We start from the raw sequence: 11,543 nt of genomic DNA, 5'->3' as shown, positions 1-11,543 counted from the left end.
GGTCGGGAACGGGCCGGGTACTCGACCTCGATCGGCAGCCGCGCATGGCGTTATGTCCTCACTCAGGGTGTCCGCGCCCTGGTTCGACGAGACCGGCGGTGGGAGTTCCTGGCTTCCGGGGACTGCTACCCCGGTGACAGTGGCGGGACCGCGCCGGATTCACACCGGCTTCCTCCCTTGCCGCCGTACATGGCTCCGGAAGTCCACCACGCCCCGGAAGACCCGTCAACTTGCCTTTGACCTGCAACGGAGGAGTGTGCTGAGGCCCACACACTGGCCGGTTCGCTCACTGGCCGACCGGCCCCTGTCTCCCTAGACTGAAACCGAGGATCCGGCGAGCGGTAGGGCGAGTGGCGGAGGGCGATTGCGACCCATTCCTCGGGGGGCCTGCGCGGCTGCGTGCGGTGACGCTACGGTTTACGGGCATCAACGGACACCTTCGAGGCGCCAATTCGCGAGTCGAGGAGGTCGGTGTGATCGACGGGGGCCCGTCCGCGAGTGCCTGGCGTATCAGCAGCTATTCGATGACTGGCGAAACCTGCGTGGCGGTCGCAGTCGTCGCGGGGGAGGTGCTGGTCCGCGACTCGAAGGACCTGACCGGCTCGGCCTTCATCTGTCTCGCGTGCGAGCCGTGGCACCTGTTCCTCGTGGGACTCAGATCGCGCGGCTTGAGTGACGCCGAGCCGATGTGACCGACCTGGGAGGGGGACCGGATGGGGAGCGACAGTGGGGGCCGCGGGGTGCACCGACCGGACTGGCTCGTCCTTGCGGCGTACTGCGTGGTGTGCGGTCTGGCGGCGAGCGTGGTGGGGGCCGCGACTTCGTTTCTGGCGGACGGCACCAGGGACAGGCTGATCGTCTGGGGAGCCGTGGCGACGGCCGTTGCCCTGGCCGGCGGTGTGGGATGGGGGTACGGCCCGGATCCGGTCCGTCGTCTGGTGAGAATCACTCTCGCCCGCCCCGGCCGGAGCGCCGCAGAAAGCGACCGAGAGCGACACCGACCGCACTGATCGCGCTCGTGGCGGCGAGTCCCAGTGCGATACCTATCGGCCTGGGTATGGACAGTTGGATGCCACGCGCCGCGTAGCAGAGAAAGCCCAGGGAGAGTACGACCGCGACCGTGCACAGGCTTGCGGTGACGAACCGCTGGATCGCGGTCCTGGAGAACGCCTTGTCCTCCGCGATCCGCCGGTCTTTCTCCCCATTTCGGATGTCCTCGTAGTTCTTGGTCTTCCGGGCGTTGTCCGTGACGCGGTCGATCAGTTCGTTGTCCGACAGGGAACCGGAACTCTGCAGCTCCTCAGGGGACGCAACGGTCCCCTCCGTCACACCGGACGGCTCACGTCCCCGGGGCCGCAGTGCTGCAGTGAGTCGTTCGGTGAGCCGCCCCATCGCCCCTCCTGTCGGGCCCATGGCCTAACTGGTGCCGAAGTCCCGTGCGGCGTCATCGATCAGAGCGACGGCGTCGTCGTCCGAGAGCGCCATGTCGGTGAGCAAGGCGAAGCATTCCTGGTATCGGGCGACGAGTTCATGGTCGTCCCTGATGGCGAGCTGTCCCGCCGAGTGCTCCACCCACAGCAGGTCGTCGTCGTCCTTGAAACCGAGCAGGACGAAACTGCCGAGCGTCGCGTAGTGGGCGCCCGCGCCGAAGGGCAGTACCTGGAGGGTTACCCGGGGGTGCTCCATCAGCGTCTTGATGTGCTGCAGTTGATGGCGCATTACGGCGGGTTCGCCGATCCGGCGGCGCAGGGCCGCCTCGTCGACCACGAACATCATCTCCGGGGACTCGTCCCCCTCGAAGAGCCGGTCCTGGCGGGCCGTGCGCAGTTCCACCACACGGCGAATGCGCTCCGGGGGGGCCTGGGGGGCGAGCAGCGCTTCCGCGTAGTCCTCTGTCTGCAGGAAGCCGGGGAAGACGATGGGGTGGTACGTGCGTACGGAGTCGGCGGCGCTCTCGTATCCGAGGTACTGGGTGAACGACTGGTTCAGTACGTCGCTGAAGGGAGTCCACCAACTCTGTCCCTTGGAGCCCCGGGCCGCCTCCTGGAGCTCGGAGACGAGCTGAGGGTCCGTCACTCCATAGCGTTCGAGGAGGGCGCGCAGGTCGGTCACCGAGAGACTGACCGTGCCGGCCTCGATGCGGATGATTTTGGAGAGGGACCACTCCAGGGCTTCGGCCGCCTCGCGCTGCGTCAACTCGGCTTTCTCGCGTGCACTGCGTAGTTCGATGCGCAGTCTGCGTCGGTTCAGGCTCGGATCCAGTGGCCTGGGCATCCTGCTCTCATCTCATCTCTGTGCGTCTGGGCCGAGGTTCGGGCGGCCGGCGGAACGCCATGCCCGATCCGACTCTATCAGTTGGCTGTGCTCCATATGCCATGTGTCGATTCGCTGTTTCGAGCAGACATCGCGATCCGACTGGTGTCGGGTCGCGCATGTCTGATCAGGACATGCAAAACGCGGGGCGGGGAAGCGTGAATGTGCGCTTCCCCGCCCCGCGGGACGGTGTGGAGGGGTGGTTCGCCCGAAGCCTCAGGCCTTCGCCACGATCAGGTGGATGCCGTACGCCACGGCTGCCGCGCAGCCGGCGAAGCAGAGGTAGGCGGCGGTCACGGCCAGGGTCGCGGAGTCGCCCTGGGCGGTGGCGCGTTCGCGGGCGGAGAGGCCCTTGATGCCGAGGGTGAAGAGCGCCACCAGCCCCACGGTGGCCACGAGGCTGACGCCGAAGACGGAGCCGATGGCTGCCCAGTCGATGTTCATGTCGCTTCTTCCTCGGGGTCAGACGGTGGCGGCCGGGTCGGTCGCGGGAGCGGCCGGGGCGGGGGAGGGGGACGGGATCGTGGCGGTGAGGTCGTCCGTGACCTGGCCCGTGACCGTGGCCGGGCCCGCGGGCGGCGGGGTCACGGCGGCGATCGCCGTGGTCACCACGCCGGCCGGCTCCTCGGCGACGACGTTGCTGCTGTCCACGACCTCGCGGCGGGAGAGCTTCCAGATCGTGGCGCTGGAGGCCACGAGGAAGACGGCGACGACCGCCGTGCCCCAGTCGCCGAGGTCCGTCACGGACTCGGCGAGCGCGCCGACCAGCGCGGCGGCCGGGAGCGTGAGCACCCAGGCGACCATCATGCGGGTCGCGGTGGACCAGCGGACCGTACCGCCCTTGCGGCCGAGGCCCGCGCCCATCACGGAACCGGAGACGACGTGCGTGGTGGAGAGCGAGAAGCCGAGGTGGGAGGAGGCCAGGATGGCGGTGGCCGCGCTGGTCTGGGCGGCGAAGCCCTGCTGCGGCTGGAGGTCGGTCAGGCCGGTGCCCATGGTGCGGATGATCCGCCAGCCGCCGATGTAGGTGCCGAGCGCGATGGCGAGGCCGGCCGAGAGGATGACCCAGGTGGGAGGGTTCGAGCCGGGGGCGATGGCGCCGCCCGCGATCAGCGCGAGGGTGATGATGCCCATCGTCTTCTGCGCGTCGTTGGTGCCGTGCGCGAGCGAGACCAGGCCGGCGGAGGCGATCTGGCCGGCGCGGTAGCCCTTGCGGGTGGCCTCGTCCTCGGCGTTCTTCGAGAGCGTGTAGGAGAGGCGGGTGGAGAGCGCCGCCGCGAGGCCCGCGACGACGGGGGCGGCGACCGCAGGCAGCAGGACCTTGGTGACGAGCACGTCGCCGTGGACCGCACCGAGGCCGGCGGAGGCGACGGTGGCGCCGATCAGACCGCCCATGAGGGCGTGCGAGGAACTGGACGGCAGGCCCACCAGCCAGGTCACCAGGTTCCAGAGGATGGCGCCGACGAGGGCGGCGAAGATGACCTCGGGACGAATGCCGTTCTCGTCGACGAGACCCTTGGAGATCGTGTTGGCGACCTCCACCGAGAGGAAGGCGCCCACCAGGTTGAGCGCGGCGGACATGGCCACCGCGATCTTGGGCTTGAGCGCACCGGTCGAGATGGTGGTGGCCATCGCGTTGGCGGTGTCGTGGAAACCGTTCGTGAAATCAAACGCGAGTGCGGTGATCACCACAATCGCGAGGATCAGCGAGAAGTTTTCCATTTACCCAGGCAATCTTTCGAGGTCATTGGCTGTTGGACCGTAGGCAACCTGGATGAACGGAAGATGAACTGGGGCGGTCTTGGTGGTGTATGAGATCGACTTGCGGGGTGGTTGTGCGCGGGGTGGGGTGAGGCCGCCGTCCCGGTTCCGGTCCGGCGGCCCGGTCGCCGCCCGGTTACAGGCCCAGGGCGAACGCCTTCAGCCGGCCCGCCGACCCGTTGAAGAGATTCTGGTCACCCGGCAGGCTGCCGCTGTTGTCGTACTGCCAGAAGGTCCACGACGACCAGCCGGCCGGCAGCGCCCCGGCGTCCGCCGAGCCGTGCCGGGCGATCCACAGCGCGTGGTCCGCGGCGAACGCGCTGCTGCCGCCGGTGCAGAGGTTCCACCAGTTCGTGGTCGTGTAGATCACCGGCCGCCGGCCCGTCTCCCGCTTCAGCTCGTCACTGAAGGACCTGATCCACTTGACCATCCGGGAGTTGCTCAGCCCGTAGCACCTCTGCTTCTTGTCGTACGGGTTGTACTCGACGTCGAGCGCGGGCGGCAGTGTCCAGCCGTCCGCCGTCCAGGCGCCGCCGTGGCTCACGAAGTACGCCGCCTGCCGGGCGCCCGACGACTTGTCCGGCAGGGCGAAGTGGTACGCGCCCCGCCTGATCCCCGCCTGGCGTGAGCCGTTGTACTGCTGGTCGAAGTACGGGTTGCGGTAGGTGGTGGACTCCGTGGCCTTGATGTAGACGAACCTTGCGCCCTTCGCCTTGGCGCTCGGCCAGTCGACGTTCTTCTGGTGCGAGGAGACGTCGTGCCCCTTCGGCAGGCTCGCCGCGGACGCCGGTGTCCCGGCGAACGAGGCCGCGGTGCCCGCGAGGGCGAGCGCCGCCACGAACGCCGCGAGGACGCGGGCGCGGTGGCGGCGCCGGCCGTGGCGGTGGCGGTGGTGGGACGGCGGAATGCGGTCACAGGCCATGTTTCCCCCCGGAATGGCGATGTGTACGAAAAATCGTCCAGAGATTATTGGAAGATCGGCGTATCCTCGGCGATCTTCGGCCAAGCCGAGAAATAAAACCCTTTGTGGCGGTTTGCGCCCTACTGGATTCGGGACGTCCGGCCTAAAGTGCCCCGCCGTACAGGCCCGTTGGAGCCCCGCCTGGCAGGATCGGGCCATGGCTGAGCAGCGGCGGGACGAGCGTGACGGACGGGATGGACGGGCCGGCGCACAAGGTGTGTCGGAGCCGCGAAGGCGGGATGTACGCGCGGCGGAGGCGGACGCCTGGCTCGAACTCGTCGCCACCGCCCGTCGCACGGTCTCCGACGGACTGGTCGTCGGCACCTCCGGCAACGTCTCGGTCCGCGTCGGCGACACCGTGCTGGTCACACCGTCCGGCGTGCCCTACGACCGACTCACCCCGGACGACGTGACGGGCGTGGACCTCGCCGGCCGCCAGGTCCTCGGCACCCTGGTCCCGACCAGCGAACTGCCGATGCACCTGGCGATCTACGGCAGTACCGGCGCCCGGGCCGTCGTCCACACCCACGCCGTGCACGCGACGGCCGTCTCCACGCTCGTCCCGGAGCTGCCGGCGATCCACTACATGTCCGCCGCGCTCGGCGGCGCGGTCCGGGTTGCCCCGTATGCGACGTACGGCACCGAGGAGTTGGCCGAGAACATGCTCCGCGCCCTGACCGACCGCTCCGGCTGCCTCCTCCAGAACCACGGCACGATCACCTACGGCACCACCCTGACCCAGGCCTACGACCGCACCGCCCAGCTGGAGTGGATGTGCCGCCTGTGGCTGACGGCGTCCTCGGTACCCGGCCTGGCCCCGAGCCTGCTCTCCCCGGAACAGGTGGCGGAGGTGGGCGAGCGGCTCCGCGGATACGGGCAGATGGCAGAAGGAGAAGTGAAGTGAAGTGAACGGAGGCGGATCCGCCGCCCCGCCCTCACCGCCCCGCCCTCACCGCCCCACTTCCGCCGCCCCGCCTCCACTGGCCGTCGACCCGCTCCGCCCCGACACTGGACAGGTGCGCCCAGTCAAAGTCACGGCCGCTGCCGTCGGTGCCGTACTCGCCGCCGGTGCGGCCGGTGTGGCCGCGGGGCGGTTCGCCAGTGACGCCGCGCTGAAGGCACCGCCCGGCCGCCCCCTGCCCACCGAGCCCCGGCTCACCGTGCACGGCACCGCGGCCGGCCGCATCACCCTCACCCGCGACCTCGCCTCGCTGCGCCCCGGCACCTACGGCCTGGCCGGGGACGGCTCGCACGCGGTCGTCGGCGCCGTCCTGGAAGCCGCCGCGGACACCGCCGACACCGTCGTACGGCGACTGGAACGGGTGACCCACGGCACCTTCGAGACCGGCGACCGGGCCTGGCTCACCGCCAACGTCCACGTCGGCAACCCGGGCACCGCCCTCGGCCTGGAGTACGCCGACATCGACCTGCCCGGCGAACTCGGCCCGCTGCCCGCCTGGTTCGTGCCCGGCCACCGCGACACCTGGGTGATCGCGGTGCACGGGCTCGGCACCACCCGCGAGCACCCCATGAACGTCATGGCCTTCCTGCACGCCCGCCGCCTGCCGGTCCTCGCCCTCGCCTACCGCGGCGACCTCGGCGCCCCGCGCCCACCGGACGGCCTGAACCACCTCGGCGAGAGCGAGTGGCGCGACCTGGACGCGGCGATCCGCTACGCCGTCCGCTACGGCGCCCGCCGCGTCGTCCTGCACGGCTGGTCCACCGGCGCCACCATGGCGCTGCGCGCCGCCGCCCACTCCGCACTGCGCGAACGGATCTCCGGCCTCGTCCTGGACTCCCCGGTACTCAGCTGGGAGGCCACCCTGCGCGCCCTCGCCCAGGCCCGGCACACCCCCGAGCCCCTGCTGCCGCTCGCGGTACGCGCCGCCCAGGGCCGTGCCGGCCTGCACGCCGACCACACCGCGGACCTCGTCGACCCGGACCGGCTCACCGTGCCCACCCTGATCGTGCACGGCCCCGACGACACCGTGGCCCCCTGGGCGTACTCCCGCCGCCTCGCCGAGCGCCGCCCCGACCTGGTCGCCCTGCACACCGTCCCGGACGCCCCGCACGGCGCGATGTGGAACCCCGACCCGGAGGAGTACGAGGAGCGGCTGCGCCGGTTCCTCACGCCCCTGATGTGACGCGCTCCGGCGCGTGCGCCCCCGCACGAGCCCGCCGCGACCCCCGACGGCAGCTCCGACGACAGCTCCGACCGGCACCTCGCATCGGCACCTCCCGTCTCCCGTCGGCACCTCACCTCGGGCACCTCCGAGGTGGCCGGTGTGATTCTTCCCGCACCCGCCGGTCCTTCCCCTCCCGTCCCCGGCGGCTCTCCGGCCCGAGCCGGAACCCCCGGTCGCAGCCGGTTCCGGAGGTTCCGTTTAACGCCGTACCACTGGCCTGAACATGTCTCCTCGCCTCCCCTCGCACCCCGTGCGTTGGCCAGCCCCGTCGCCCGCCGTGACATTCCGTTTGGGTTTTCGGACCGTCAACCGGAAGACTGCACCCGTGACGTCCCGTATCCCGCGCGACTCAAGGCTTCGACTCGTCCGAACGCGACCCCTGGCCGCCGCCCCCCGAGCGATGAACCAGCGGCCCGCGCGCCGCCCCGCACCCCGCCCGCCCGAGGGCACCCCGGCCCCCGCCGAGCTGGCCAGAATGGCTCGCTCCGGCCTGGCCGGCGCGGCCCGCGTCGCCCACTGGGCCGACGCCGCCCTCGGGCCGGGCAGCGACGGCACCGCCGACGGCAAGGCCACCCTCTCCGACGCGTCCGCCGAACGCGCGTCCGACGACCTGGGCCTGACCGCCGCTCAGGTCCGCGCCGACTGGGACACCGCCCGCCTCGCCGGTCTGGTCGAGGTGCACGGCGACAGCGCGCGCCCCGGCTGGCGCCTGCGCGCCTGGGACCGCGACGACAGCGCCGTGCTGCGGGGCTGGGTCGCCCTCTTCGACGCCTGGTCGCTGGCCCACCCGGAGCCCGCCGAGTTCGAGCCCGCGGCCGTCGCCGAGGTCGTCTCGGCCATGCCCCAGGTGCTCTCCTTCCTCCAGCTGTCCGCCGGCCCCGTCCCGGTCGAGCAGCTCCTGGACCTGCTGGGACAGCGGGTCACGGAACTGCGCACCGAGCGCTGCGAGGTCCCCTACGACACGGAGAACGGCACCGGGACCGCCAGACCGCTCGCCGCCGTGCGCTCCGCCGACGCCGACCCGGCGGACCACGCCCCGGCCGAGGACCCGGCCCCCGCCGACGAGGCCGAGCTCGCCCCGCTCCTCGACTGGGCCCTGCACGCCCTCGCCTCGGTCGGCGCGCTGACCTACGGCGACGGCCAGGCCACCCTCACCCCGCTGGGCAGCTGGGCGGTCTGGGTCAAGCTGGAGCAGATCTGCGTCGCCGCGCAGAGCCCCGCCGGCAACATCGAGGTCGCCGCCGAGGAGATGCTGCGCGGCTGCGCCCAGCTGCGGCCCAACGCGGCCCGCGCCGAGTACCGTGCCTGGCTCGCCGCCCGGCCCGTCGGCGGTGCCGTCACCGAACTCGTCGACGCCGCCCGTGGCGAGGACGCCCTGCTGCGCGGCCTCGCCTTCGAGGCGCTGCGCGTCGTCGGCGCCCCCGCAGAACCGGACGTCCGCGCGGTCGTCGACGAGCCGACCCTGCGGCCCTACGCCCTGTTGTGGCTGGCCGAGCACGACGGGGTCGACCCCGAGGACGCCCACGAGGTGCTCACCCGGGAAGAGGCCACCTGGCTCTGGGTGGACACGGCCGCCGCGGTCGCCGACCACGGCGAGGCCCCGCTGCTCGTCCGCCACCTGGAGTCGGCGCTGCAGCCCACCGTCCCCGCGCTGCTCGACGAGGTGCGCGCCGTCGGCCACCCGCGCACCGTGCAGGTCCTGGTCGCCCTCGCCGCCGCCCACCCCGACCCGGCCCTCGCCAAGGCCGTCCGCCGGGCCGCCTTCCAGGTGCACACCGGCGGCTAGCGTGCCCGGCGGCCGGCCGACGGTCGGGGCGGACCGGGCGGGCCTCGCAGGTCAGCCGGCTATCTCCGGGGCGTACGTGCCGAAGCTCCAGATGTTGCCCTCGACGTCGCGGGCCATGTAGTCACGCGAACCGTAGTCCTGGTCGGTCGGGGGCATCAGGATCTCGGCGCCGTGGTCGACGGCGCGCTGGTGGTGTGCGTCGACGTCGTCCACGACGATGTACACCCCGGTCGGGCCGCCGCCCTCCATCGCCGCGTCGAACCGTCCGCCGCGGCCCCTGGAGCCCAGCATGACCGCGCCGTTGCCCTGCACCAGCTCGGCGTGGAGCACCATGCCGTCCTCGCCCTCGTACACCGACAGCTCGGTGAAGCCGAAGGCCTCCGTCAGCTGCTTGATCGCCGCCTTCGCGTCCGTGTACAGCAGCGACGGATAGATACTCGGCCGCCCGCCACTCGTGCCCGCCATCCCGATCACTCCCTCGTGCGTCGGTCCCCCGAAAGCCGTCGTTCCGGCCTGGTCCCCAGTCTCGCACCCGGCACTGACAACGGCCCCGGTCCGTACCGTCGTTGCAGGTCAGCGGATCACCGGAAGGTGTCGCAGCGCGCCATGTCACCGGTCCGGTAGCCCTGGTAGAACCACTGCTGCCGCTGCTCGGCCGATCCGTGCGTCCACGTCTCCGGCGTCACCCGCCCCTGGTACCGCTCCTGGATCCGGTCGTCCCCCACGGCCGCCGCCGCGTCCAGCCCGTCCTGGATGTCCGCGGCCGTCAGGTCGGTGATCAGCGGCCGGCCGGTCGACTCGTCCTTCGTGGTCGTGGCGTGGTGCGCCCACACCCCGGCGTAGCAGTCGGCCTGCAGCTCCACCCGCACCGCATTGCTGTTCACCCCGGTCATGTTGGACTGCGACCTGCTCAACGTGCCCATCAGGTCCTGCACATGGTGCCCGTACTCGTGCGCCACGACGTACGCCTGCGCGAACGGCCCGCCGCTCGCGCCGAACTTGGACCGCAGCTCGTCGAAGAAGCCGAGGTCCAGATAGACCCGCCGGTCGCCGGGGCAGTAGAACGGCCCGACCGCCGAGGTCGCCGTCCCGCACGCGGTGCCGACCCGCCCGCTGAAGAAGACCGTGGGGGCGGCCGTGTAGGTGCCGTGGCGGCGCCGGAACTCCTGCGTCCAGTAGTCCTGCACGCTGTTGACCACCGCCACGATCCGGCAGTCCTCCTTGGTGTTCGCGTCCTTCCCGGTACGGCAGCTCTGCTGCACCTGCGCCAGCGAGGAGGAGGCGGGTGCGGGCGAGCTGTCCCCGGAGGAGAGCCCCAGCTGGTCCGGGCCGACCCCGAGGAACAGGGCGAGGAGCAGCGCGATCAGGCCGACCAGACCGCCGCCGACGGTCTTCCTCCCGCCCGGGATCCGGCTGCCCCGCACATCCTGCACCTCGGAGGTGTCCAGGTTCGCGTCGTCGTCGAACTGCATGGGGCACCGCCTTCCGCTCGCACCGTCCCCCACCACCACCTTGCGCCATCCGCGCCGCCACTTCGCGCCGATGACCGGTCCGACGCCCGAACGGGCGACGTCCCGCCCCGCCCCCGCGTCACGCCCGCCCGCCCGTCCGGGGCGTGGCTACGCTCTGCGCCTGACGCGTGGCACAGGGCGCCCGGCCGGGCGCCGAAGGGGGAAGAGGTGGCCGTCCTGCACCACAGGAGAACCGGGCCGTCCGACGCCGGGACACTCCTGGAGCAGCCCACACAGCCCGCGCCGGCCCGCCGGGAGCGGTCTTCGGTCCCCCTCCCGCACCGGCCGCCGGATGCCCTCCCGGAGACACCTCCCGTCCGCAGACCCGTCAAGCGTGTCCTCGCCCTCGCCCTGCTCCTCGCGGCCGGGCTCCTCGCCGCGGCCCACCAGATCCGCCCCGCCCCCTACGGCGACCACCTCACCTCCGGACCGCCCGCACCCACCGCACGCGCGCGTGGCGGCGTCGTCGAGGCGTACGACGGACGGACCCTGCGCTGGCGGTACGCGCGCGTGGGCCGGCGTCCGCTCAGCGTGCTGCCCACGCGCGGGCAGGCGATCACCGTCTGGGACGACGGGCTCGTCACCGACACCGACGGCCGCTCGGTGCGCTGGCACCGCGCCCTGCCCGCGGCGACCGGCTGGCTGCGTGCCCGGGGCGGCGCCGGCGTCCTGCGCCCCCTGGGCCGCGGCATCCTCGCCGTCGTCACCCCGTCCCGCATCGCCGCGTACCGCACCGCCGACGGCGACCTGCGCTGGGTGCTGCCCGCCCGCGCGGGCTGCGCGTTCCGCCCCGAACGTGCCGTACGTCACGGCCACGCCCTGCTGGTCGCCCAGCCGTGCGCGGACGGCGCCTGGACGGCGCAGCTCGTCGCCGTCGACGACCTGGGCGGAATCGCCCCGCACCGCACCCCGCTGGGCAACGAACGGCCCCGCGCGGGCCGCCCCGAACGCCCGCGCACCGAAAAAGCGCTTGCGCCGCCCCGTTAGACTTGGCCCATGGCCATTCTCCTCGCGCATTAGACGGC

12 protein-coding genes and 1 riboswitch are annotated in these 11,543 nt (G+C 72.1%); of the genes, 5 read left to right on the top strand and 7 right to left on the bottom strand.

Annotated features, from left to right (window positions below; all coding sequences use genetic code 11):
* Nucleotides 1-82 precede the first annotated feature (82 nt).
* Nucleotides 83-223, bottom strand: a riboswitch (cobalamin riboswitch).
* A 250-nt stretch (nucleotides 224-473) separates the two neighbouring features.
* Nucleotides 474-692: a DUF397 domain-containing protein gene (locus AB0D74_RS06510; protein WP_362581157.1), complete on the top strand. Its 219-nt coding sequence runs from the start codon at nucleotides 474-476 to the stop codon at nucleotides 690-692.
* A 253-nt stretch (nucleotides 693-945) separates the two neighbouring features.
* Here AB0D74_RS06510 and AB0D74_RS06505 read toward each other — a convergent pair whose 3' ends face one another.
* The 5 genes from AB0D74_RS06505 to AB0D74_RS06485 all read right to left on the bottom strand — a co-directional run bounded on the left by AB0D74_RS06505 (nucleotide 946) and on the right by AB0D74_RS06485 (nucleotide 4,996).
* Complete coding sequence (locus AB0D74_RS06505) at nucleotides 946-1,392, bottom strand: hypothetical protein (RefSeq protein WP_362581155.1); 447 nt, start codon at nucleotides 1,390-1,392, stop codon at nucleotides 946-948.
* 24 nt (nucleotides 1,393-1,416) lie between these two features.
* The gene (locus tag AB0D74_RS06500; RefSeq protein ID WP_362581153.1) at nucleotides 1,417-2,274 is read right to left on the bottom strand and encodes a helix-turn-helix transcriptional regulator; all 858 of its coding nucleotides are present in this window, start codon (nucleotides 2,272-2,274) and stop codon (nucleotides 1,417-1,419) included.
* Nucleotides 2,275-2,529: 255 nt separating this feature from the next.
* Nucleotides 2,530-2,757, bottom strand: coding sequence for a hypothetical protein (locus tag AB0D74_RS06495; protein ID WP_362581151.1), 228 nt, complete (start codon nucleotides 2,755-2,757; stop codon nucleotides 2,530-2,532).
* Between the two features lie 18 nt (nucleotides 2,758-2,775).
* Entirely contained in the window at nucleotides 2,776-4,035 is a 1,260-nt protein-coding gene (locus tag AB0D74_RS06490) for an inorganic phosphate transporter (protein WP_362581150.1), read from the bottom strand.
* 175 nt (nucleotides 4,036-4,210) lie between these two features.
* Nucleotides 4,211-4,996, bottom strand: a complete 786-nt coding sequence (locus tag AB0D74_RS06485) for a lysozyme (RefSeq protein ID WP_362581148.1) — start codon at nucleotides 4,994-4,996, stop codon at nucleotides 4,211-4,213.
* Nucleotides 4,997-5,192: 196 nt separating this feature from the next.
* Between AB0D74_RS06485 and AB0D74_RS06480 the strand changes: the two genes are divergently transcribed.
* The 3 genes from AB0D74_RS06480 to AB0D74_RS06470 all read left to right on the top strand — a co-directional run bounded on the left by AB0D74_RS06480 (nucleotide 5,193) and on the right by AB0D74_RS06470 (nucleotide 9,007).
* Nucleotides 5,193-5,939: a class II aldolase/adducin family protein gene (locus AB0D74_RS06480; protein ID WP_362581146.1), complete on the top strand. Its 747-nt coding sequence runs from the start codon at nucleotides 5,193-5,195 to the stop codon at nucleotides 5,937-5,939.
* A gap of 112 nt (nucleotides 5,940-6,051) precedes the next feature.
* Nucleotides 6,052-7,179: an alpha/beta fold hydrolase gene (locus AB0D74_RS06475; RefSeq protein WP_362581144.1), complete on the top strand. Its 1,128-nt coding sequence runs from the start codon at nucleotides 6,052-6,054 to the stop codon at nucleotides 7,177-7,179.
* A 442-nt stretch (nucleotides 7,180-7,621) separates the two neighbouring features.
* Nucleotides 7,622-9,007 (top strand): hypothetical protein, encoded by a 1,386-nt coding sequence (locus AB0D74_RS06470; protein WP_362581142.1) that lies wholly within the window; start codon nucleotides 7,622-7,624, stop codon nucleotides 9,005-9,007.
* Between the two features lie 51 nt (nucleotides 9,008-9,058).
* On the opposite strand, the gene AB0D74_RS06465 is transcribed toward AB0D74_RS06470, so the two are convergent.
* The gene (locus tag AB0D74_RS06465) at nucleotides 9,059-9,472 is read right to left on the bottom strand and encodes a VOC family protein (protein WP_294013794.1); all 414 of its coding nucleotides are present in this window, start codon (nucleotides 9,470-9,472) and stop codon (nucleotides 9,059-9,061) included.
* A 116-nt stretch (nucleotides 9,473-9,588) separates the two neighbouring features.
* Nucleotides 9,589-10,479: a neutral zinc metallopeptidase gene (locus AB0D74_RS06460; RefSeq protein WP_362581139.1), complete on the bottom strand. Its 891-nt coding sequence runs from the start codon at nucleotides 10,477-10,479 to the stop codon at nucleotides 9,589-9,591.
* A 207-nt stretch (nucleotides 10,480-10,686) separates the two neighbouring features.
* Here AB0D74_RS06460 and AB0D74_RS06455 point away from each other — a divergent pair, with 207 nt between their 5' ends.
* On the top strand, nucleotides 10,687-11,505 hold the full coding sequence (locus AB0D74_RS06455) for a hypothetical protein (RefSeq protein ID WP_362581138.1): 819 nt from the start codon (nucleotides 10,687-10,689) through the stop codon (nucleotides 11,503-11,505).
* The last annotated feature ends 38 nt before the right edge of the window (nucleotides 11,506-11,543 follow it).

Origin of the sequence: Streptomyces sp. NPDC048278, from assembly GCF_040652195.1 — a bacterium.
In the GTDB taxonomy this organism is placed as follows: Bacteria; Actinomycetota; Actinomycetes; order Streptomycetales; family Streptomycetaceae; genus Streptomyces.
This window is presented reverse-complemented; position numbering and strand designations above follow the sequence as displayed.

Excerpts from the sequence above, each read along its gene's own strand:
- AB0D74_RS06505 (WP_362581155.1), bottom strand. The coding sequence starts at position 1,392 with ATGGGGCGGCTCACCGAACGACTCACTGCAGCACTGCGGCCCCGGGGA.
- AB0D74_RS06500 (WP_362581153.1), bottom strand. The coding sequence starts at position 2,274 with ATGCCCAGGCCACTGGATCCGAGCCTGAACCGACGCAGACTGCGCATC.
- AB0D74_RS06495 (WP_362581151.1), bottom strand. The coding sequence starts at position 2,757 with ATGAACATCGACTGGGCAGCCATCGGCTCCGTCTTCGGCGTCAGCCTC.
- AB0D74_RS06490 (WP_362581150.1), bottom strand. The coding sequence starts at position 4,035 with ATGGAAAACTTCTCGCTGATCCTCGCGATTGTGGTGATCACCGCACTC.
- AB0D74_RS06485 (WP_362581148.1), bottom strand. The coding sequence starts at position 4,996 with ATGGCCTGTGACCGCATTCCGCCGTCCCACCACCGCCACCGCCACGGC.
- AB0D74_RS06480 (WP_362581146.1), top strand. The coding sequence starts at position 5,193 with ATGGCTGAGCAGCGGCGGGACGAGCGTGACGGACGGGATGGACGGGCC.
- AB0D74_RS06470 (WP_362581142.1), top strand. The coding sequence starts at position 7,622 with ATGAACCAGCGGCCCGCGCGCCGCCCCGCACCCCGCCCGCCCGAGGGC.
- AB0D74_RS06465 (WP_294013794.1), bottom strand. The coding sequence starts at position 9,472 with ATGGCGGGCACGAGTGGCGGGCGGCCGAGTATCTATCCGTCGCTGCTG.
- AB0D74_RS06460 (WP_362581139.1), bottom strand. The coding sequence starts at position 10,479 with ATGCAGTTCGACGACGACGCGAACCTGGACACCTCCGAGGTGCAGGAT.